Source organism: Streptomyces sp. NPDC007875 (assembly GCF_042868035.1).
Taxonomy (GTDB): Bacteria; Actinomycetota; Actinomycetes; order Streptomycetales; family Streptomycetaceae; genus Streptomyces; species Streptomyces antimycoticus.
The window spans coordinates 83,450-104,237 of record NZ_JBIADZ010000015.1 but is presented as its reverse complement, the minus strand read 5'-3'; the positions used below and the strand labels follow the sequence as shown (position 1 = coordinate 104,237).

Genomic DNA, 20,788 nt, shown 5'->3' with positions numbered 1-20,788 from the left:
GGTGTGACGTCGGCGGGGAGCATCCGGCAATGGGCCGGACGCGATCACAAGCGGAGGACGCGATCGGCGGCGCGTGCCGCGTGATAGGCGAATTCCCAGAAGTCCATATGTCCGATGGCCAGGTTCACATGCATCACATTGACATCCGGGGGAGTCAGGCGGAATTCGCGGTCGAGCTCCATGTCTCCGTCTTCCAGCTCCTGGCTTCTGGTCGAAACCGCGAGCAGGGGATGGTCGCCGGTCATAGTGGCGGCATCGGCCAAGAACACGACTTCGAGCGCGGGTTCGGCGACGGCAGCGGAGAGCACGTCGTCCGGACTCGCCCCGGCGAACGCACGGTCGTCGACCAGGAAGGTGCGCACCTCGAAACCGTTGTCGTCGGGCTGGTTGAGCAGGTCGACGACTGTCCGCCACGCTGCGTCGTCCGAGTAGTCCGTGCGTACGACAAGGGCTTCGGCTTCGAAGTCGTGAAGGGTGAAATCGATGGTCGGTGGCATGGCGGGGTCACGCATGGGAAGTCCTCTTCTCATCGCTCGATGTCGCTCCTGCCTTTTCCGGTGAGAATCGAAGTAACGTGACCGAGTGTGCTGAGAACGCCCAGGTCAGGGAGTCGCCGTGGAAGGCGTACTGCCGCATGGCCTTGCCGTGGTCGGCGCTCATCCAGTAGCGCTGGTTCTCTCCGTGGAGCTCGTTGCCGATTTCCCAGTAGCGCACGCCGTAGGGCTCGGGGTGGCCGTTTTGCGCTCGGAGGTCGCCCCACGTCGTCCCCTGCGGTGCGTTCATGTACGCCACCCAGTCGGCGATCTCGTCGGGGGTCGAGCTGGCGAACGGCGCCATGATCTGCGGCGTGGCGCCGACCTCCCGGATGAAGGCCATGTATTCGTCCGGGCCGAACCGGCTGTCGACGGGTACTCCCTCTTGGGCCTCCACCTGGCGGGTCCGGTCCGCCTGGGGGCCGATGGCCCCCTTCCAGTTGAACAGGTTGGAGGAGGTGCCGCCGGGATACCGGATCATCCCGATCCCGGCCTCCTTGATCTTTCCGACGATGCCCGGGGCCGGGCGGTTGTGCTTCGGGTCCCACATCCCGTAGGCGTCGTCGTACCACTTGGCCCCGTTCACCCCGGTCATGAAGGGGCTGACCTTGAACGATCGCCGCTGGGCGTCGACGGCGATGACCGGCACGCCGTCCGGGCCGCTCGACCCCGTCAGGTCGTCCGGGGTACACCCGGTGCCCATGCCGCCGGCCACCACGGCGGCCGCGCCGTACAGGAAGGTGGCGCCGACCTATTTCACTCATGCGCGCTCTCGCTCCTTCCGAAGGCGGCGAGGACACGCGAACGGCGACTGCCGAACATGGCGCAACCTCACACGAGTCGTGCGTCTTCGTCGATAGGATGGTAAATGCTGTCTTTGTGGGATTCCTGTGAGGCGCCTGCCGGGCGCTCCTGCGCGCCGGTGCCCGGCCGAGTCGGTTGCGTGGGCGAGGAGTTGCTGTCCGACCGGCCTGGACGGTGTCCTCGGACACGGCCTTCGGGGCCGGCTCCTTCGCGGTGATCGAGGGCCGGCGCCGTCCCGCCGTGCGGCAGTGGCAACAGGGAGCGTCCCTGCATCGATGTAGCCGGTGGCATAGCCCGCGTCCCGGAAGGAGCGGGCCAGAGACGGAGCGTCCCGGGAGAGGGCGAGGCCGTTGCGGAAGACGCCGGTGGTGGTCGGGTACTGGCCGGTCTGGAGGCTGGCGCGGGAGGGCGCGCACACGGGCTGACAGGTGAAGGAGCGGTCCACGCTCACCCCCTCCGCGGCAAGGCGGTCGAGGACCGGCGTGAGCCCGAGCGGGTTCCCGTGCGGACCGGTGGTGTCCCAGCGCTGCTGGTCGGTGAAGAAGACGAGGACGTTCGGACGCCGCGTGGACGTGGCGGGGCCGGAGGGAGAGGCGCTGCGGGACATCGTGCGTGGGCCTCCTGTCGGTGGCGAGGTGGCCGGCCGTTCTGATGGAGTCGGCCGTTCGGGCCTGCCAGGTTCACCGGGCGCGCCGTACGGACTGAACACCTGTGGTCGAGCTGCCGCTTTCCTTTTTATGAGAGTATTTTATTTAAGCCGTGCGCTAGACTTCCAGGCCGCGCGCGCCGGGGTCAAGATCCCGCACTCGTCAATGTCCTCAGCGCGCAGTCGAGAGGAGCGCCGCAGCAGATGCCGGGCGATATCGCTACATCCGCCCTGGCCCGGAGGGTCAACGCCGCCCGCATCCTGGCAAAGCTGCGGGACCGCCCCGCGGAGCGGGCGGAGATGTCCTCCGGCGACTTGGTGGACGCCACGGGCATGTCGCGGCCCACCGTGCACGCCGCCGCGCACCACCTCGTCGAGCTCGGCTGGGTCCGGGAGAGCACCGATCGCGTCGATGGGCGTCTCTCCGGGCGCGGTAGGCCATCGAGGGTCTTCTCCTTCGCGGCGACCGCCGGTTATGTCCTGGGCATCGACATCGGCGCACACAGTGTCCGCGTCGTCGTAGCCGATCTGTGGGGAGCCTTCGTCGCCGAGGCGCGGATCGCGTTCGGTGACCCGTCGGTCGGCCCGGAACAGCGCATCACGCGGGTACGGAAGCTCGCCGTCGAGGTGGTGCGCACCGCCGGGCTGCGCGATGAGCAGGTACTGGCGGTCTGTGTCGGCACCAGCGGTCCCGTCGACGCCGACGGCGTCGTACAGCGGCGCACCGGCATCCCGGGTTTCCTCGGGGTCGACCTCCGCGCCGCGCTGGCCCGGGACTTCTCCGCGCGGGTGTGCGTGGAGAACGACTGCAACCTGGCGCTCATCGGCGAGCGCTGGCGAGGCTGTGCGGGCACCTCCCAGGACGTCGTCTGTCTGCTGGCGGGGGAGAGGCTGGGGGTGGGCATGTGCACCGGCGGCACCCTGGTGCGCGGCCAGGCCAACAGCGCCCGGGACCTCGGTTTCCTGTCCCTGATGGGTGACCACTCCCGTGACGACGGCATCGCGAGATCGGTCCGGGAGCGGGGAGCGTCCCTGGTCGCCAAGGTGGCGGCCCGAGGCACACCGCCGAGCCCCGGCACACCGGGCGCCGAGCTCCGTACGCTGACCGACGCGGATCCGCGTCGCGTGAGCGCGAGGGATGTCTTCGAGGCGGTCCGCCGGGGCGACCTCGGCGCCGCCGGGGCCCTGGAGGAGGGGCTGGAGGCGGCCGCCCGTGCGATCGCCACGCTGACGATGCTGCTCGCCCCCGAACTGGTGGTGGTCACCGGTGCCGTGGCGGGAGCGGGAGACGTTCTGCTGCCGCCGCTGCGGCGCCGGCTGACCGACCTGGTCCCGCGCGTCCCTCGCGTCGAAGCCTCGCCGTTGCGCGAGCATGCCGTGGTCACCGGTGCCGTACGCCTCGCCCTCGACACGGCCGAGACGGACTACCTCGACCCACTCGCCCCCGCCCCCAGGGCGGCCTGACTTCCTGCCCGATGCCCCACCGGCTACCTCTGCGTCCGTCCCGGTCGGCCGAATAATCGGCCACGCGAGGATGGCGATGAGGACCATCCGGGGTTCTACCGATGATGAACTACCAGAGAGCGTGAACCGCATGAAAACCGCGAGGTCGAAGAAGACGGCTGCCGGCTGGATCGTCGGCGTATGTGTGCTGCTGGCCGCGGCGCCGGCCCTCACGGGGTGTTCGACGGACTCGGACTCCACGAAGTCGAAGGGCCAGGACGGCTCGGCCTCGGCCGCCCCGACCACCTCGACCGGCACGACCGCTGAACCCACCCCCTCCCCGAAGGGGCGGCCCGATGGTCAGACCACGGTGCAGGAGGCGGTGGCCACATGGGTCACCGCGGTCGTACAGGACCGTCCCGAGAAGGCCTGCTTGGTCATGGCGACACCGGCCACCGGCGGGTCTCCCGCGAAGCCCAACACGGCGGCGACGTGCGGCGGCGACACACCGCAAGCCCAGCAGATGAGGCAGCAAATACACCGCCTGCACGCCTCGTTCGCCCCTGATCAGCCGAAGAATCCCCCGACGGTGAAGGTGGCCAAGGTCCCGGTCGCGGACGAGAAGGCGACGGTCGGCGGTGAGCAGATCACCGTGGACGGCCAGACGTTGAAGGCCATCGTCCTGTCGCACTCCACCGGAGTGAAGGAGGACGAGGTCGGTGTCAGGGTCGAGGCCGCCGTCGTGGACGGTCGCTGGTATGTGACGGATCTGGGTCTTTCCGTCGGCTGACGTGGCGATGACGGCCGCGGGAACCGCGGGATCCCGCGGCAGGCTCACCCGGCGGGACCCTTGGACTCCCTAGGTTTTGGTGGCAAGGTCACTCCAGCGTATTTAAATAAACTACGCTAATTTAAAGGGTGGGAGAGGCTTCGGTGGGGCGCGGGCTGCCCCGACGCCGCCTGCTCCCACCCCTTCCCCGAGCTCGCCGACCATCACGCGAGCACGCGGCTCGTGTGGTCAACCGACCGGTAGGAGTCAGCGTGACCGGACAGCGTGGTCAGCCAGCCCCTGATCGTCACGGATCCACACCGTACCGTCGCCAGGACAGCGGCCACCGGGCCCTTCGAGCACGAGAGGAACACGCGGTGCGGTACGAGGACGGATCCCCTTACGCATACACCCCCGGCATCGGGGTGGCCCAGGGCCCCCAGGCGGTCAATGTCGGGTGGCTGGAGCACCAGGACGAGTTCCCCCGCGGTCAGGTGCCCACGGAGTTCGTCCACGCGCTCGCGGTTCTCTGCCGGGACAACTCCACCCATCGCACGCGGGGTTGGCAGAGCTGCACACTTCCGCATCCCGAGGGGAGGCCGCCCTATCCCGTCGTGGTGGACGTCGGCGGCACCGAGGTCACCCTCGGCAGCGCCGAGATCAGGGTCCTGGCCCGGGACGGAAGGTGGCTCATCGCCCCCAATCTCGTCCTCCACTACGTCATCGCCCACGGCTACCTCCCGCCGCGGGAGTTCATCGAGGCGGTGACGGCCCGGCGCGCGATCCCGGAACCGCCCTCCGGAATGCCGCGGTTCTAGCCATCGGCGACGTACCCGTCGAGTCATCAGCGCGTGCGATATGAGCCATGCGCGGCCCGGCGGATCGCCTCCGTCTGCGCCGGGTCGCCGCTGGCGATCCGCATCGCCGACGCGCGCTGTCCGGCCCGGGAGCAGTGGTCGCTCGACGACATGGCCGAACGACTCACCTCGGCCGTCGATTATTGGACGAGTTACGTGTCGGTTGGTGCGGGCGCCGGCCCGGCAGGTGGCCGAGGAGTCACCGGTCGGCCCCGTCGTCCTCCGCCGAACCGCTGACGAGGGTTCTGAAGCGCTTTGGACTCGTCGTCCGACGGCCGAGATACGACGCGCTGTGCCTACATCCGGACTGTCAAGATGAGCGAATGATCTATCCAGCCGATATAGACCGGTCGACTGCGGATCAGACACGGCTGTTACTGATCGAGGACGACCGGGAAACTGCAGACATGCTGGCCGAATTGTTCAGCTCAGAGGGTTACGACGTCGATGTGGCATTCGACGGCCACCGGGGGCTTCATCTCGGGCTCAGCCGACGACATCAGGTGATGGTCGTCGACCGCATGCTTCCGGGCATCGAGGGCCTGGACCTGGTGAAACGATTACGGCGGGTCGGTGTGACCACCCGGGTCCTGGTACTGACCGCGCTGGGCGAACTCGGCGAGCGTGTCACCGGCCTCGATTCGGGCGCGGACGACTATCTGGTCAAGCCCTTCGAAGTGGACGAACTGCTGGCCAGGGTGCGGGCGCTGCACCGGCGCGACCTTTCGGGCGCCGAAATCCTTCCGCTCGGCGACGGAGAGCTGGACCTGCTGCGCCGCGAGGTCCGCCTTCCCGACGGCACGGGCATCGAGCTGTCCTTGCGGGAATTCGGCCTGCTCCACGCGCTCGCCGAAGGTCCCAAGGTCGTGCACGACCGTTCACACCTTCGCGAGCGGGTGTTTCCCGATACCTCGGCGGAGTCCATTGTCGACACCTATGTCTACTACCTGCGGCGGAAACTGGGCCGCGACGTCGTGCGCACCGTGCGCGGGCGCGGCTATCAGATGGGGACGCTGTGAATTCGATTCCGATCCGTTTCCCGCGTCGCACGGCGCCGAGCCCCGAGCAGCGGAGACTCTCCTCCGCCCAGTGGACGATAACCCGGCGCATCTCGCTGGTGATGTCGGTGATCATGTTGATCATCGGGGTCATCGTCTATGGCGTCATGCTGTTCGCCCAACGCGCCGACGCGGAGCGCGAAACCCAGTGGGGGATCGACCACAACACCATCGACAGTCCGCCGGTCTGCGTGTGGATGACCGTGGAGCGGGACGGAGTGATCAGCAGCACCCCCGGCACCCCCGCCGGACTACCCGTGAGATCCAGCCTGGCCGCGGTCCGCGCGGGCGCTCCCGCGGTGCTGGAACGGGTGAAGCGAGGTGGCGAGGAGTACACGGTGCGCACCGCATGGCGTGGTGCGGAGGTCGTTCAGGCAGCCTACGGTGAACGGTTCCAGCGCGCCGACCGCAACCATCTGCTGCTCGCCTTCGCGGCGGCCGAGGCGGTCGGTCTGCTGCTCGTCGCCGTCGCCAGCGGCATGCTCGCGCGACGGGCGATGCGGCCGCTCTCCGAGGCTCTGGACCGGCAGCGGCGGTTCGTCGCGGACGCCAGTCATGAACTGCGCACACCACTGACCCAGTTGCACACCCGCGCCCAGTTGCTGGTCCGGCGCTCCGGTTCGGCCACCCCGCAGCAGCTGGCCACCGACCTTCGGCGCCTGGTGACCGGAACTCGGCAGCTCGGTGACGTCATAGACGACCTGCTGCTGTCCGCGCGGCTGTCCCAGTCGCCGGGATCCCGCGATCCGGTCGACCTGGCCACGCTCGCCAAGGAGGCGGTGTCCGCCGAGGATGTCCGGGCCCATGCGATGCAGCTGACCGTGCGTCTTCGGTGCGGGCCGGGGCGGCATGTGGTGATGGGCACCACGTCGGCGTTGCGCCGGGTGATCGCCGCGCTGGTCGACAACGCGATGGGGCACACTCCGCCCGGTGGGGAGGTCGTGGTGTCCGTGGACGCCCCGCTTCCCGGCATCGTGTCGCTGTCCGTACGCGATACCGGCGTGGGGTTCGTACCGGAGGAGGCCACGCGCATGTTCGAGCGGTTCGCCAGGGGGGCCGCCGGCCGGGGCAGACGGTTCGGGCTCGGACTGGCGCTGGCCCGCGAGGTGATCGAAAGCCATGGGGGGCGGATCACCGCCAACGGACGGCCGGGGCACGGTGCGCTGTTCACCGTGGAGCTGCCGGCGGCTCATGCGGGGGAGACCATTCCACGGCAACGGACGATCGCCTCGTGCCTCTCCGCGGGAGGCCGACGGCCGGATATTTCCGGGCACTGACGCGATCGGGGCCAGGGCCCGGCTCATGAGGCCTGCGGCCGTCGCCAGTCGAGCGCACCGCCGTCGAGATCTTCGGCGAGCCCGGCCAGCGGCGACTCGGCGTTCCACACCAGCCGCGTCCGGCGCCACAGCCGGCCGTTCGCCAGTCGTTTCAGCGCGACCCCCGGGCAGTGGTCGCCCGGCGCGAAGAAGGCCCCGATCGCGTTCCCGGCGCTCACGATGGCCGCCGCGGTCGTCTGGTCGGCGCCGAAATACCGGAACCGAGGGGTGAACCCCGCACGCTCGCAGGCGATCCTCAGGCTCAGGCCGAGACCGTCGGAGCGGTCGCCGGGGGCGACCCAGGTGTCCTCGGCCAGTTCTTCGAGGGTGATCAGTTGCCGATGGGCCAGCCGGTGGCCGGGGGACAGGCCGATCAGCACCGGTTCGGTGTCGAGGTCGCGGACGGTGAACTCGCGGACCGGGGGCGGCACGACATCCGGGAACTCGCTGATGACCGCGAGCGCGATCTTCTCGGTGCGCAGCAGCTCCAGCACGGCCTGGGAGGAGGGTTCCAGATAGGTCAGCTGTTCGTGGTGCGGCAGGCGCTCCCGGATGAGCACGGCGATCAGGGGCACCCAGGGGTTGTCCACTCCGCCCAGCCCGACGGCCTGCGGCGGTTCGGCCGGCTGGGCCAGTGTCCGTGCCGTGGAGAGCAGATCACCGAACTCGTCGAGCAACTGCCGGGCTCTGCCCAGGACATGGACACCGAGCTCGGTCGGCTCGACACCGTGCGGACGGCGGCGGAACAGCGGCCCGCCGAATTCCTGCTCAATGCGTCTGAGCTGTGTGGACAGACCGGATTGGGCGATCTTCAAAGTGGCGGCCGCATGGCTGATGCTGCCCGACTCAGCCACGGTGAGCACGATCCGAAGATGGCGCAGCCCCATGTCCACTTCCTGCCTCCGTCGTTGATGGTCGCGGCCGGAAATATCCGATGACGAGAACGGCACCGGCCACGGACAGCAGCGCCGTCCACGCGGCGGTGACGTACATGGCGTGCAGATAGGCCCGGTTCGCGGCGCCGAGGAGGTCGGGGCGGCTCAGCGACCGCGCCACCGCCCGGGTGGCCTCCGCGGAGTCCAGGGCCTTCTCCCGTGGCCCGGGAGGCAGATCGGTGAGCGAGGGCCGGATGCTCCCGCGGTAGGCGGTGGCGAGCACCGAGCCGAGCACCGCGACTCCGAGGGTGCTGCCCACCGGCCGGGCCGCGGCGTTGATCGCCGCGCCGGCGCCGGTGTACCGCGGGGGCAGGGAGGCCATCATCTCCGCCGTCATCGGCGCCACCACCAGGCCGATACCGGTGCCCTGAGCGAAGAGCATCCCGGCGATCCAGGCCACCGGGGTGCCCGCGTCGAAGAACACGTAGCCGCCGAAGGTGATGCTTGACAGGAGTATCCCGGCGACCGCGCACCAGCGGACGGTCAGCAGCCGGGACACCGTCGGGGAGATCTGGTTGCCGAGGACGATGCCGCCCGCGGCGGCCGACATCACGGCCCCGGCGGCCAGCGTCGACAGTCCGTGCACCCCCTGCAGATAAAAGGCGCAGTAGAAGAGCTGCCCCGCCAGGCCGAAGAAGAGCAGCAGCAGGGTCACGGTGCCGCCCGCGAAGCGCGGCTCGGTGAACAGCCGCACATCGAAACCCGGCGCGGCTCGGCGGCTCTGCGACATCACGAACGCCGCCAGCAGGGCGAGACCGACCGCTAGGGGCAGCAGCGTGGCCGGGCTCGACCAGCCGGCCGGGTGGCCGCCCCGGATGACGCCGTACACCACAAGACCCAGCCCCAGCACGGAGAGCGCCAGGCCCAGTGGGTCGAGCACCCTGCGCTCGGCATAGCGCAGCCCGGGCACCAGAAGCCACACGCCGAGCAGGCACACCGCCACCACCGGAAGGTTGACCAGGAACACCGAGCCCCACCAGAACCGGGTCAGCAGCGCACCGCCCACCACCGGTCCGAGCGCGACGGCGGCGCCGCCCGCGGAGGCCCAGACCGCGATCGCCCGGGTCCGGTCGGCCGGCGCGCTGGCGCGGGTGACGATCGCCAGCGTCGCCGGGGTGATCAGCGCCCCGCCCGCGCCCATGAACCCACGGGTGACGGTAAGCCCCGTGGCCCCGGCCGAGAACGCGGCCAGTGTGGAGGCGCCGGCCAGCAGCACCAGCCCGGTGACCAGGATGCGGCGCGGCCCGTAGCGGTCGGCGAGAGCGCCTCCGGCGAAGCTGCCCGCGGCGAAGACCAGCGAGTACGAGGCGTTGGCCCATGCCAGGTCGGCGGAGCTCGCCCCGAGCCCGTGCACCGGATCGGCGAGGGTTTCCATCGCCACGTTGAGGACCGTGTTGTCCAGCAGGACCAGCGTCTGCGCCAGGACCGCCACGGCCACGGTCCACCACTGCCGGGCGGAGGTGGCCACGGCGCGGCCCTCGCCCCCGGCCGGCGCGGGCCGGTGTCTCACGGCTCCAGCGCTCGTCTGCCCGCGACCAGGGCCCGGGTGAGTTGCGCGACCCGGTGCCCGAGATGTTCCGCCGTGGCGAGGTCGGACTTGTGCACCGCACCCGATCTGTCGTCCACCGCGGACTGCGCGGCGGCGCCCTGGAAGAAGCCGAGCCGGTTCAGGTCGAACTCGCTGCCGGAGGAGGAGTTCCAACCGGGGGGCAGGCCGAGGCTGGCCCAGAGCATGCCGTGCTGTGCGGCGAGGGTGGCGAAATAGCCGAGGGTGCCTGCCTTGTCTCCGGCCATCGAGCCGGAGTTGGTGAAACCCGCCGCCAGCTTGTCCTGCCAGCGGCGGGTGAGCCAGCGTCTGGCGCTCGCCTCCGCGAAGGCGTGGAAGGCCGACGAGGCCGTGCCCATATAGGTCGGCGCACCGAAGATGATCGCGTCGGCGTCGTCGAGCCGATGCCATTCCTGATCGGTGATCCGGTCGACGTGGATGGAGGCGACCTCGGTGTGCGGGACCCGGCTCGCCCCGGCTCGTACGGCCTCCGCCAGCCTGGCGGTGTGACCACGTCCGCCGTGACAGGCGATCGAGATGCGTACCGGGTCGGTCAAGGCGGTCAAAACAGCCTCCTCGAAAACGCGGTTTCGGCTCCGGCGGAATAGCCGTCGGACAGCCTGTCAGAGCAATCTCAGAAATTCCTCAGAGCCGCATAACCGCAGAGTGATGGAGATTCGATATCCGCTCGGCTTTGCGTAGACGTGCCATTCTGGCCGAGCAATCCCCCTGCGTGGTTCGCCCCTTGGGAGAGGTGTGCCTGGCACATGACCGATATTGGTAAATCATTCCGGATGCGGAGGCTCTCGGGCGTCGGGGACGGAAGATATCTTTTCGTCCCGCTCGACCACAGTGTGTCCGATGGGCCGGTGGTGTCCCAGGCCCGCTGGAACGGGCTGTTGAGGGCGCTGGTGGACGGCGGCGCGGACGCGGTCGTTGTCCACAAGGGCCGGGCGCGGGCGATCGCACCGGATATCCTGCGCCGCTGCGCCCTGGTGGTTCACCTGAGTGCGGGTACGGTGCACGCGGCCGACACCGATGCCAAGGTGCTCGTCGGCGACGTCGAAGAGGCCGTGCGGCTGGGCGCGGACGCGGTGAGCGTGCATGTGAATCTCGGATCGGACACCGAGCACCGGCAACTCACGGATCTCGGGGCCGTCGCGGCCTCGTGCGACATCTGGAACATGCCGCTGCTCGCGATGATCTACCCGAGGGGGCCGCGGATCGCCGATCCGCACGATCCCGCGCTGCTCGCCCACGCGGTCAACATCGCCGCGGATCTCGGCGCCGACCTGGTGAAGACCTCGATCGCGCTGCCGATGGACCGGATGGCCGAGGTGGTGAACAGCTGTCCGCTGCCGGTCCTCGCCGCGGGCGGCCCGCCCGACGGCTCGGACCTGATCAGTCACGCCACCTCGTTGATGCTCGCCGGCTGCCGCGGCCTCGCGGTCGGCCGTCGGATCTTCTCCTCGCCCTCACCCTCCTCGCTGGTGGCGCGGCTGGCCGCCGTCGTGCACGCCGTCGATGCCGGAACGACCCCCCATCCCCCGACGATCGCGACAGGAGCCGTATGAAGTTCGCATGGATCGATCTCCGAGCCGTTCCGCAGCCCCAGCTCGAGTCCATCGTCGACGCCGCCATCCATACGCGGATGCAGGGTGTGCTCTGCGATGACGAATCCGTCCTCACCGCACTGCCCCCCACCCTCACCGGCATCACCACCACGGTGGTGACCGAGGAGAAGGAGCTGTACGACCTCGGCGCCGACACCGCCGCGTGGGTCGAGGTACACGACGAACCCTCGCTGCGGCTGGCGTGCGAGGCCGCCGTCGCGCTGCCGTTCACCGTGGTCCGCTTCGCCGACCCGACCAAGATCCCCCTGGAGATCGTGCTCGCTGCCGCGGACCGCTCCGCCGGAAAGCTGATCACCGTCTGTGCCGATCTGGAAGAGGCCGCCACCGTCCTGGAGGTGCTGGAACGCGGTTCGGACGGAGTCCTGCTGGCTCCCTCCGACGCCGGGGAGGTGTTCGCCCTGGCCCGGCTGCTCGAGGCCGGAACCTCTCCGCTGGAGCTGACCACGCTGACCGTCGACCGCATCGAGCACCACGGGCTCGGCGACCGGGTGTGCGTGGACACCTGTACGCATTTCGCCGAGGACGAGGGCATCCTGGTCGGCTCGTACTCGACCGGCTTCATCCTGTGCTGCAGCGAGACCCATCCGCTGCCGTACATGCCGACCCGTCCGTTCCGGGTCAACGCCGGCGCCCTGCACTCCTATGTGCTCGGCCCGGAGAACCGGACCAACTACCTGAGCGAGCTGCGCTCGGGCAGCACGACCCTGGCGGTCAACGCCGAGGGCCGGACCCGGCCGGTCACGGTCGGCCGGGCCAAGCTGGAGTCCCGGCCGCTGCTGACCATCACCGCGAGGTCGGCCGACGACATCGTGGTGAGCCTCACCGTCCAGGACGACTGGCATGTGCGGGTGCTCGGGCCCGGCGGCAAGGTCCACAACGTCACCGAGCTGCGGCGCGGCGACGAACTGCTCGGTTACCTGGCCACGGACCAGCGCCATGTGGGCTTTCCCATCGGCGAATTCTGCAAGGAACACTGATGAGCGTCCGTATGCGGGAGCTCCTTGAGACGCTGTTCGACGCCCATCCCGGCGACGTGCCCTACCTCGTCCACGGTGACCACCCGGTGAGCCGCGGAGAGGTCCGGGCCGCGGTGGCCGTGGAAGCGGCGGTCTTCGCCGGGCACGGCGTCGGCGAGGGGCATACGGTGATGCTCCAGATACCACCGAGCTGCACCCAGATAGAGGTACTGCTCGCGCTATGGCAGCTGGGCGCCCAGGTGATGCTGGTGGACCACCGGCTCAAACCGTCGGAAGTGGACGCCCTGCGCTCGTTGTGCCACCCGCAGTTCATGGTCGGCGCGGGTACGGCGGGCCGCTCGTCGCTCAGGTTCGAGCCCCGATACGAGGTGGTCACCTCCCGCTACCCGGACGGTCGCCCGGCGGCGACGGAGCACCGGCTGGTGCAGTTCAGCTCGGGTTCCACCGGGCTGCCCAAGGTGATCGGGCGGACCGCGGCCTCCCTGGCGGCCGAGATCGAGCGGTTCACCCGGATCGAGGGGATGCCGACCCGGGGTGAGCGGGTGTTGCTGCTGAGCTCGACCGCGCACAGTTTCGGCCTGATCGCCGGGGTGCTGCACTCCCTCGCCGCGGGCGTCTCGGCGGTCTTCGCGCGACGAGTGTCGGCCAAGGACATCCTGGCCGCCGCCTCCTGTCACGACGTCCACGTCATCTTCGGCACGCCGTTCCACTACGACCTGCTGAGCACCGTCCGAAACCTGCCCGCGCTGCCCGCCCTGCGCGCGGCGGTCTCGGGCGGGGAGATCATGCCGTCGCAGACCGCCGTGCGGTTCGCCGACCGGTTCGGCACCGGGGTCGGCGAGTCGTACGGGACCACCGAAACGGGCGTCATCGCGATGGAGGTGAGCGGCGCCTCGAGGCCCTCGGTCGGTCGGCCGGCACCCGGTGTGCGGCTGCGCATCCGCGAGGGCGAGCTGGACGTCTGGCTGCCGGACGGCTCGCCCTATCTGCACGATTCCGGCGGCGACCGGTACGCCGACGGCTGGCTGCGCACCCATGACCGGGCCGAGCTGGATTCCTCCGGCGCCGTGCGGCTGCTGGGCCGTGGCGACTCCCTGGTGGTCATCGGCGGCCTCAAGGTCGATCTGACCGAGGTCGAAGCCGTGTTGTGCCGGCACCCCGGGGTCAATGGGGCCGTGGTCGTGCACGCCGGCGCCACCGAAGCCTATGTGTCCGTCGCCTCGGACGGCCCCACGTCGGGGGAATTGCTGCGCTGGTGCCGGGACCGGCTGGCCGACTACAAGGTGCCCCGCGTCGTCCACGTCCTGGCGGACCTGCCCCGCACCTCCAACGGCAAGCTCGTCAGGCGCCGCGACGCCCTGCTCGCCCGCGCTCCCGACCGTTGACCCGCCGACCGCCCCTTGCCGCCCACCCCCATCGATTCCCGTGGCACAGAAAGGTTGCGCACCATGCAGACGGCGTTGCAGAAGGAGATCCGCGACTTCGTGCTCAGCACGATCAGCGAGGAGATGAACCATCCGCTCGACGCGGACGAGATCAGCGATGACAGCCCCATGGGCACCGGCGGAATCGACATCGACTCACTGGGCCTGATCGAGCTGCTCCTCCGCCTGGAGCGCCGGTTCGACGTGAAGTTCCCCGACGGTGACATCGAACAGGCCGGCGCGATGAACCTGGGCGACCTGATCAACGACGTCGTCGGGCGGGGCGCCACGGCATGACCGCGGAATCCGAGGCCCGGCCGGGGATCACCGCCGATGCCGTGCGGGAGCTGCTCTCCGACCCCAAGATCTTCGCCGAACTGCCGCCCGGCCTGGACGACGACGCCGAACTCAGCCTGGACTCACTCGGGCTGGTGTGGTTCCTGCACCAACTGGAGCTGCGGTACGGCCTGGAGATCGAGCCGGCGGAAGCGTTCCTCGCCGAGTTCACCTCGATCCGCCGGATCACCGACTACCTGGTGGACGTCCATGAGTCGTGAGGTGCTGCTGACCGGATTCGGGGTGCGTACGGCCTTCGGCACCGGGGCGGACGCACTGCGGGAGGGCGTATTCGACGGGAGAGCCGCGTTCGCGCCGATCACCCGCTTCGACATCGGCCCGTACCGAACGGGCCTGGCCGCCACCTACGGCCCGGCCGCCCCGCTGCGCGACGTGCTGGCCGAAGTCGCCGCGGCGGCGGTCGGCATGGCCGGGCTGCCGACGGGTGCGCGGGCCGCCGTCCTGGTGGGGACCGCGGGCGATTTCACCGGTCTGACCCGCTTCTGGAGCGCCGCAGGCTCACCCGGCTCACCCGGCTCACCCGGCTCTCTCGGCTCTCTCGGCTCTCTCGGCTCACCCGGCGCGGCGGCCTCCGGCGGCACCGCTGAGACCGTGCCCGCCTGGCAGGCCGAGGCCCTCGCGGACGCGCTCGGCGTGCGTGGCCCCCGGCTGGCGTTCACCGGCGCGTGCGTCGCCTCGGCCGCGGCGATCGCACATGGCTGCCAGCTCATCGCCTCCGGCCGGGCCGACACCGCGATCTGCGCGGGGGCGTACCTGGTGGAGGAGGAGAACCTGGCCAAGTTCGACTCGGGATTCGCCCTTTCCCGGGACGGAATGGTGCGGCCGTTCTGCGCCGACCGCAGCGGTCTGCTGCTCGGGGACGGAGCCGCCGCCATCGTGCTCGAATCCGTCGACGGCGCCCGGCGCAGGGGGGCACGTGCGCTCGGTGTGCTGACCGGCTGGGGTGCCGCCGGCGACGCCCACCACATCGCGCGGCCCCATCCGGAAGGCGCCGGGCTGGTCGCGGCCGCCGGACGGGCCCTGCGGCGTGCGGGCGGCCCGCGGATCGACTACGTGAACGCGCATGGCACCGCGACCCGGCACAACGACCCCGCCGAGACCCGCGGGCTGCGCACGCTCTTCGGCGCGGACGCGGCCCGGACGCCGGTGAGCTCGACGAAGAGCACCACGGGACATCTGCTGGAGGCGGCCGGTGCGGTGGAACTCGTGATCACCCTGCTCGCGCTGCGGGACGGGGTCCTGCCGCCCACCGCCGGATTCACCGAACCCGATCCACACTGCGATCTCGACTATGTGCCCAACCGCCCCCACAAGGCCGAACTCCGGCGTGCGCTCACCGTCAACGCCGCGTTCGGTGGCGCCAACACCGCGCTGGTACTGGAGCGAGCATGATCGCCGCGATATCCGGTCCGTCCGCGCCGCCAGTCGCCGGTTTTGTGGAGTCCGCCTTCAACCCGATGGTGTACCAGGCCGTCGAGCGATGTCTGACCGCCCGGCCGGGCGACGGCTCCAGGACCGCCATGGTCCTGGCCAGCACGATGGGGGATGCCGCCACCCTCGATCTCGGCAGCCGTCTGCTGGTAGCCGGGCAGGTGCACAATCCGCTGCTGTTCATGCAGTCCACCGCGAACGCGGTCCTCGGCCGGCTCGGCCGCGAGTTCGCCATCACCGGACCGCTGCTCTGCCTGTCCACCGTGGCGGACCCGGCCGGTGAGCTGCTGGCCACCGCGGAACTGCTGCTGGAGGACGAGGAGCTGGACCGGATCGTGCTCATCGGGGTCGAGCTGACCGGCACCGAGCGCACCACGGCGGCGTACCGCGAGCTTCGCACCGGCCCACCCGCCGCGGACCTGGCCGTGGCGATCGTGCTGGACCGGGACGATGCGGTCCCGAGTCTCCCGCCCGACATCCCGCCCGCCCCCTCGGGGGAGTACGGCACCCTTCGCGGCCTGGTCGAGCTGGCCGCCCGAATCCAAGGAACCACATCATGATCACCAAACAGGAACGCGCGCGGATCAGCGAGGACGCCGCCCTGGGGGCCGGGAATGTGATCCACCGGCTGAAGGCGTACGCCAGACCGCTCGACGAGCAGGTCCTGTGGACCGACGCCACCTGGCAGGCTCCGGACGGCGGCCACCCCGAGGTGCTGACCCTGGGCGAGCTGCACGAGGCCGTGGAGATCTACGCGAGCTGGTACCACGCACAGGGCGTCGGGCCCCGCGACCCGGTGGCGATCCAGACCTATTCCAGCACCGAGTTCGCCATCAACTTCCTCGCCCTCACCTCCCTGGGCGCGATCCCCTCCTTCGTCAACGGCAACCTCCGCCCGGAGATCGCCCGCGAGTATGTGCGGCGCCAGGGCGCGGTGGGGGCCGTCACCGACCGGGCCCATCACGCGGTCCTCGCCCCCGACCGTGCCGAACTGGGCCTCGGTTTCTGTGTCACGGCGGCCGACATCCGCGCGGAGAACCGCGAGCCCCTCCCCGCGGGCTATCCGTACTCCCACCACGCCACCGATCCGATCATCATCTCGCACTCCTCGGGCACCACCGGGATGCCCAAGGCCGTTCCGCACACTCATCAGACCCTGCTGTATGCGCAACTGCACCGGCTGAAGCTGTCGGTCGGCTCCGCGATGGGCAGGCTGCTGGTCGCGCTGCCCGGCTCGCACAACGCCGCCATCTCGGTCATGCTGTTCGGCTTCCTGCTGCGCTCGCCCGTATCAATGCTGTCCAGCCAGCGGGGGATCGACGTCCTGGACGCCATGGAGACGTTCCGCCCCACCACGGTGTTCGCGTTCGCCGGAACCTACGGAGAGATGGCGGCCCAGGATCTCTCCGCCCGCGACCTGTCCAGCGTGGAGGCGTGGTACAACACCGGGGACGCGGCGCACGAGACACATATCAAGGCGCTCATCGAGCAGGGCAGCCATGAGACGGTCGGCCGGGATCTGCAGCGGCGCCGGGTCCCCGGCTCCGTTTTCACCGACGGACTCGGCTCCTCCGAGACCGGCTACTCGCTCTTCCACAACGGACACAAGCCCGGCAGGTCGTCCTTCTCGCGCTGCGTCGGCAAACCGATGAGCTTCGCCGAGGCGGCGGTGCTCTCCGAGGACGGCACACCGCTGCCGCCCGGCGAGATCGGCCGCCTCGGCGTGCGCTCGCCCACGCTCACCCCCGGATACTGGAACGACTCGCTGACCTTCCACCGGCTGCGGCTCGGCGGCTACTGGCTCACCGGCGATCTCTCCTATCGGGACGAGGAAGGAAACTTCTACCACCTGGACCGCGCGCCGGACGCGATCCGCACCCCCGCGGGCATCGTGTTCAGCACCCGCACCGAGGAGTTGCTGCTGCGCGAGATGCCCGAGCTCGAGGACTGCACGGTGGTGGCGGTCGCGCCCGAGGGCGTACGAGCGGACTGGGACGGCGACGGGACCGCCGACGCCTACGCCCTGCTGCAGGTGTGCGCGGACGCGGCGGACACGAAGACCGACGATGCCCGATGGACGGCCGAGGTCAACCAGGTGCTGGTCGCCGCGGGCTTCCCGCAGCTGACCGGAGCGCTCCGGATGGACGCGAGCGAGGTGGTGAAGGGAGCCACCGGCAAGGTGCTCAAGCGGGAGATGCGCGAACGCTTCCGGGCCCGGATGGCCGCCGGCGAGCTGGACGGGAAGGTGCGATGACCGAGGTCGGCCGTACGAGTCCCGGTACGAGCCCCCGGCCCAGGACCATGGACGTGTACCGGCAGTGGTGGCTGCACGACGCACGCTGGTACCAGGGGGTGGCGAAGCGGTTCGGACACGCGGTGGCCAATGAGATCAACGCCGAGGCGCTGCGGTATGTGGCCGTCCAGGTGGGCAAGCGGATAGCCCGTCAGTTCGGCGGAAAGCCCGCGGTGGACCTCGAGGAGCTCCGCCGCCGCTACGACGCCTGTTCCGAGTGGATGTTCCCGAGCGAGCTGCGGGACGGGGCGACCGCGGTGCTCCCGGGCGGGGAGATCGAGCTGACCATGCGGCAGAACTTCGCCGTGGTGATGGTCCGGATGGCCGGTTCGCTCGACGGCTACAAGTGCCCGTGCACCGACATCCACGCCGGCTGGTCGGAGGGGCTCGGGGTCGAACTCACCCGAAACTGCGCCATCGCGTGTCTGCGGGACGGCGATCCCGCCTGCCGGCTCCTGATGCGGGTCGGGAGCCCGGTATGACGGCCCGTGTCCTCGTTGCCGGAGCCACCGGGGTGATCGGCCGCGCACTGGTTCCGCTGCTCCGTGCCCGCGGCCATCATGTGACCGCGCTGGTACGGGAGCCGTCCCGGGCGGCCGGGCCGGCCCTGGACGGCGTCGTGGTGGCCGACGCGCTGGAAGCCGAGGCGGTGCGCGCGGCGGTGCTCTCGGCCCGGCCCGAAGTGGTGGTGCATCAGCTGACCGCCCTGCGCGGCCCCACCGCGGAGGGCTTCGAGCGGACCGCCCGGCTGCGCACCGAAGGCACCGCGCATCTGATCGCGGCGGCCGAGGCCGCCGGGGCGGAACGGATGGTGGCGCAGAGCATCGCGTTCGCCACCGCTCCCCGCGGCGGACCGGTGCTCACCGAGGACGCACCGCTGTATGTCGACGCACCGGATCGGGGCTGGGCGCTCACCACGCGCGCGATCGCCGAACTGGAGCGCCGGGTGCTGGGCGCCGCACACCTCTCCGGGATCGTACTGCGCTACGGAACCCTGTACGGCCCGGGCACCCTCTACCACCGCGGCGGTGCGATCGGCGGGGCGGTGGCGCGCGGCAGGCTGCCACTGCCGGAGTCCGCCGCCGGGGTCACCTCATTCCTCCACGTCGAGGACGCCGCACGGGCCGCGGTGTGCGCCGTGGAAGCGGATACCGACGGTGTGTTCAACGTGGCCGATGACGACCCGGCCGAGGCTGCGGTCTGGCTGCCCGAGTACGCCCGCCTGCTCGGAGCGCCCCCGCCCCGTACGGTGCCGGCGCAACTGGCCGAGCGGTTGCTGGGCTGGCTCACCAGCTACCAGCTCACCGCCATGCGCGGCGCGGCCAACGACCGCGTACGGCAGGCGCTCAACTGGAAGCCCGCGGTGCCGAGCTGGCGGACACGACTGGCCGACGACTGACCGGACAGTGGGCCCATGAACGGCAATGGCTGCCTACAGGCCAGCCGGTTCGGTGAGGCTCGGGTGATTGATACGTCGCCGCATCGCGGGGAGGTGGCCGGCGAGCAGGGCGATACCGAGCATGTCGACGAGGGCGAGGGCCGCCATCGGTATCCAGGTGGCGGCCGGCCCACGGACGAGAAGCATGGCCATGAGCGCGGGCGTGACCACGTCACCGATGCTGAACGCCATCTGGGACAGCGAGTTGTACCGGCCACGACTCGCCGTGGTGGCACAGTCGTTGACGATGGGCGACACGATCAGGCTCTGGATCAGTTCGCCGACGGTCACCAGGACGACCGCGGCGAGAGCGAAGCAGATTCTCAGTGCCGACGGCACGTACGCACAGCACAGCACCGCGACAAACGCACCGCCGACGATGGCCTGCGATGCCATCAGGCTGCTCCATCGCCGATGCCCGGTGAGCGCGGCACCCACGGGCGTCGCGCCCACCGCGCCGAGTACGGCGTTGACCGCGAGGACGGTGCCGGGTATCCACGACGGCAAGTGCACCGTGTTGACGAGGAAGACGGGAACCGCGAGGCCGAAGGCGAGCGAGAGCAGGGCGAGCCCGAAGTTGAGACCGGCGAATCCGAGGAAGGGCCGGTCCCGGAGCGTGGTCGCCCAGCCGCCCTTGGCGGTGTGTTGTGGCGAGTCGTCGTGTTCTGGCGTACTAGTGACGCCCACGGCGTGAGCACCGCCTGAGGAGTCGAGCCGTGTCAGGACCGCCGCGACGGTGAACGACAGGGCGTTGACGGCGACGATCGTAATGTATCCGTTCACCCCGTCGATCGCGACAGCGAGGCTCGCGCCGAGAGCGCCGACGCCAAGTCCCGCATGGCGCAGCGTGGTGATCAGGGCGAACCAGGATTCCTGCTGCCTCCCCTCGGCGACGTCATGCACCAGGGCCGGATAGGCCACCCAGAACGCCGAGTTGCCGAGCTGTACGACGACCGCGGCGATGAGCAGGTGACCGAAGGACCCCACGAACAGGTAGTTGAAGAACCCGGCCGCCTGGGTGAGATTGGAGACGATCACTGTGCTACGGGCGCCGAACCGATCACAGAACATCCCGGCGCCCGCGGTCGCCGGAATGCGGACCAACGCGGCGGTGGACAAGGCCCATCCGACCCTGCCGAGGGTCAGATCGGTCGTCGCGGTGAAATAGAGGATCGAGAACGGCAGAAAGAGGCCGGTGCCCAGGGCATCGATGGACAGCGCGGAAAACAGGCGCCGGTGGCCACGAGCGTCGGGAAGCCATGCGCGCACAGCAGAGCCCTTTCGGGGACGTCCCAGCCGCACCACGTCTCATGCGACCCCACCCCGA

The 20,788-nt window shown here is 70.2% G+C and carries 22 protein-coding genes; 15 read left to right on the top strand and 7 right to left on the bottom strand.

Annotation, left to right across the window (positions count from 1 at the left end):
• Positions 1-44 precede the first annotated feature (44 nt).
• The 3 genes from ACFYOY_RS28515 to ACFYOY_RS28505 are packed head-to-tail and all read right to left on the bottom strand — an operon-like array spanning position 45 to position 1,944.
• Positions 45-512, bottom strand: coding sequence for a DUF6924 domain-containing protein (locus ACFYOY_RS28515; protein WP_388590404.1), 468 nt, complete (start codon positions 510-512; stop codon positions 45-47).
• Positions 505-1,236 carry a hypothetical protein gene (locus tag ACFYOY_RS28510; RefSeq protein ID WP_388590402.1) on the bottom strand — a complete coding sequence of 244 codons (732 nt, stop codon included), beginning with the start codon at positions 1,234-1,236 and terminating at the stop codon, positions 505-507. The genes ACFYOY_RS28515 and ACFYOY_RS28510 overlap by 8 nt, the downstream gene beginning before the upstream one ends.
• Before the next feature lie 57 nt (positions 1,237-1,293).
• Positions 1,294-1,944, bottom strand: coding sequence for a sulfatase-like hydrolase/transferase (locus ACFYOY_RS28505; RefSeq protein ID WP_388590400.1), 651 nt, complete (start codon positions 1,942-1,944; stop codon positions 1,294-1,296).
• Between the two features lie 243 nt (positions 1,945-2,187).
• Here ACFYOY_RS28505 and ACFYOY_RS28500 point away from each other — a divergent pair, with 243 nt between their 5' ends.
• The 5 genes from ACFYOY_RS28500 to ACFYOY_RS28480 all read left to right on the top strand — a co-directional run bounded on the left by ACFYOY_RS28500 (position 2,188) and on the right by ACFYOY_RS28480 (position 7,387).
• Positions 2,188-3,447 (top strand): ROK family transcriptional regulator, encoded by a 1,260-nt coding sequence (locus ACFYOY_RS28500; protein ID WP_388590398.1) that lies wholly within the window; start codon positions 2,188-2,190, stop codon positions 3,445-3,447.
• Between the two features lie 130 nt (positions 3,448-3,577).
• Positions 3,578-4,216, top strand: coding sequence for a hypothetical protein (locus ACFYOY_RS28495; protein WP_388590396.1), 639 nt, complete (start codon positions 3,578-3,580; stop codon positions 4,214-4,216).
• 356 nt (positions 4,217-4,572) lie between these two features.
• A complete protein-coding gene (locus tag ACFYOY_RS28490; protein ID WP_351890280.1) occupies positions 4,573-5,013 on the top strand; it encodes a hypothetical protein in 441 nt (146 codons plus the stop codon).
• 362 nt (positions 5,014-5,375) lie between these two features.
• Positions 5,376-6,071, top strand: coding sequence for a response regulator transcription factor (locus ACFYOY_RS28485; protein WP_388590394.1), 696 nt, complete (start codon positions 5,376-5,378; stop codon positions 6,069-6,071).
• Positions 6,068-7,387, top strand: a complete 1,320-nt coding sequence (locus tag ACFYOY_RS28480; RefSeq protein WP_351890271.1) for a HAMP domain-containing sensor histidine kinase — start codon at positions 6,068-6,070, stop codon at positions 7,385-7,387. Before ACFYOY_RS28485 ends, ACFYOY_RS28480 begins: the two co-directional genes overlap by 4 nt.
• 23 nt (positions 7,388-7,410) lie before the next feature.
• Here the strand turns inward: ACFYOY_RS28480 and ACFYOY_RS28475 are convergent, their stop codons facing one another.
• From ACFYOY_RS28475 to ACFYOY_RS28465, 3 genes are read right to left on the bottom strand one after another with little or no spacing between them, the layout of a single operon-like run.
• Complete coding sequence (locus ACFYOY_RS28475) at positions 7,411-8,313, bottom strand: LysR family transcriptional regulator (RefSeq protein ID WP_388590392.1); 903 nt, start codon at positions 8,311-8,313, stop codon at positions 7,411-7,413.
• The gene (locus ACFYOY_RS28470) at positions 8,273-9,871 is read right to left on the bottom strand and encodes an MFS transporter (RefSeq protein ID WP_351890259.1); all 1,599 of its coding nucleotides are present in this window, start codon (positions 9,869-9,871) and stop codon (positions 8,273-8,275) included. Before ACFYOY_RS28470 ends, ACFYOY_RS28475 begins: the two co-directional genes overlap by 41 nt.
• Complete coding sequence (locus ACFYOY_RS28465) at positions 9,868-10,464, bottom strand: flavodoxin family protein (RefSeq protein ID WP_351890879.1); 597 nt, start codon at positions 10,462-10,464, stop codon at positions 9,868-9,870. The genes ACFYOY_RS28470 and ACFYOY_RS28465 overlap by 4 nt, the downstream gene beginning before the upstream one ends.
• A gap of 210 nt (positions 10,465-10,674) precedes the next feature.
• Between ACFYOY_RS28465 and ACFYOY_RS28460 the strand changes: the two genes are divergently transcribed.
• The 10 genes from ACFYOY_RS28460 (at position 10,675) to ACFYOY_RS28415 (ending at position 19,422) form a co-directional block, all read left to right on the top strand.
• On the top strand, positions 10,675-11,481 hold the full coding sequence (locus ACFYOY_RS28460; protein WP_351890253.1) for a 2-amino-3,7-dideoxy-D-threo-hept-6-ulosonate synthase: 807 nt from the start codon (positions 10,675-10,677) through the stop codon (positions 11,479-11,481).
• The gene (locus ACFYOY_RS28455; protein ID WP_351890248.1) at positions 11,478-12,518 is read left to right on the top strand and encodes a 3-dehydroquinate synthase II; all 1,041 of its coding nucleotides are present in this window, start codon (positions 11,478-11,480) and stop codon (positions 12,516-12,518) included. The genes ACFYOY_RS28460 and ACFYOY_RS28455 overlap by 4 nt, the downstream gene beginning before the upstream one ends.
• The gene (locus tag ACFYOY_RS28450) at positions 12,518-13,903 is read left to right on the top strand and encodes a class I adenylate-forming enzyme family protein (protein WP_351890242.1); all 1,386 of its coding nucleotides are present in this window, start codon (positions 12,518-12,520) and stop codon (positions 13,901-13,903) included. Before ACFYOY_RS28455 ends, ACFYOY_RS28450 begins: the two co-directional genes overlap by 1 nt.
• A 63-nt stretch (positions 13,904-13,966) precedes the next feature.
• Entirely contained in the window at positions 13,967-14,239 is a 273-nt protein-coding gene (locus ACFYOY_RS28445; RefSeq protein ID WP_161558589.1) for a phosphopantetheine-binding protein, read from the top strand.
• Entirely contained in the window at positions 14,236-14,499 is a 264-nt protein-coding gene (locus ACFYOY_RS28440) for a phosphopantetheine-binding protein (RefSeq protein WP_351890233.1), read from the top strand. The genes ACFYOY_RS28445 and ACFYOY_RS28440 overlap by 4 nt, the downstream gene beginning before the upstream one ends.
• Positions 14,489-15,691, top strand: coding sequence for a beta-ketoacyl synthase N-terminal-like domain-containing protein (locus ACFYOY_RS28435; protein ID WP_351890227.1), 1,203 nt, complete (start codon positions 14,489-14,491; stop codon positions 15,689-15,691). Before ACFYOY_RS28440 ends, ACFYOY_RS28435 begins: the two co-directional genes overlap by 11 nt.
• Positions 15,688-16,290: a hypothetical protein gene (locus ACFYOY_RS28430; RefSeq protein WP_351890222.1), complete on the top strand. Its 603-nt coding sequence runs from the start codon at positions 15,688-15,690 to the stop codon at positions 16,288-16,290. Before ACFYOY_RS28435 ends, ACFYOY_RS28430 begins: the two co-directional genes overlap by 4 nt.
• Positions 16,287-17,984, top strand: a complete 1,698-nt coding sequence (locus tag ACFYOY_RS28425; RefSeq protein WP_351890216.1) for a class I adenylate-forming enzyme family protein — start codon at positions 16,287-16,289, stop codon at positions 17,982-17,984. The genes ACFYOY_RS28430 and ACFYOY_RS28425 overlap by 4 nt, the downstream gene beginning before the upstream one ends.
• Positions 17,981-18,505, top strand: coding sequence for a hypothetical protein (locus tag ACFYOY_RS28420; RefSeq protein WP_351890210.1), 525 nt, complete (start codon positions 17,981-17,983; stop codon positions 18,503-18,505). The genes ACFYOY_RS28425 and ACFYOY_RS28420 overlap by 4 nt, the downstream gene beginning before the upstream one ends.
• Positions 18,502-19,422: an NAD(P)-dependent oxidoreductase gene (locus ACFYOY_RS28415; protein ID WP_351890205.1), complete on the top strand. Its 921-nt coding sequence runs from the start codon at positions 18,502-18,504 to the stop codon at positions 19,420-19,422. The genes ACFYOY_RS28420 and ACFYOY_RS28415 overlap by 4 nt, the downstream gene beginning before the upstream one ends.
• Before the next feature lie 33 nt (positions 19,423-19,455).
• On the opposite strand, the gene ACFYOY_RS28410 is transcribed toward ACFYOY_RS28415, so the two are convergent.
• Positions 19,456-20,730: an MFS transporter gene (locus ACFYOY_RS28410; RefSeq protein WP_351890199.1), complete on the bottom strand. Its 1,275-nt coding sequence runs from the start codon at positions 20,728-20,730 to the stop codon at positions 19,456-19,458.
• Positions 20,731-20,788 lie beyond the last annotated feature (58 nt).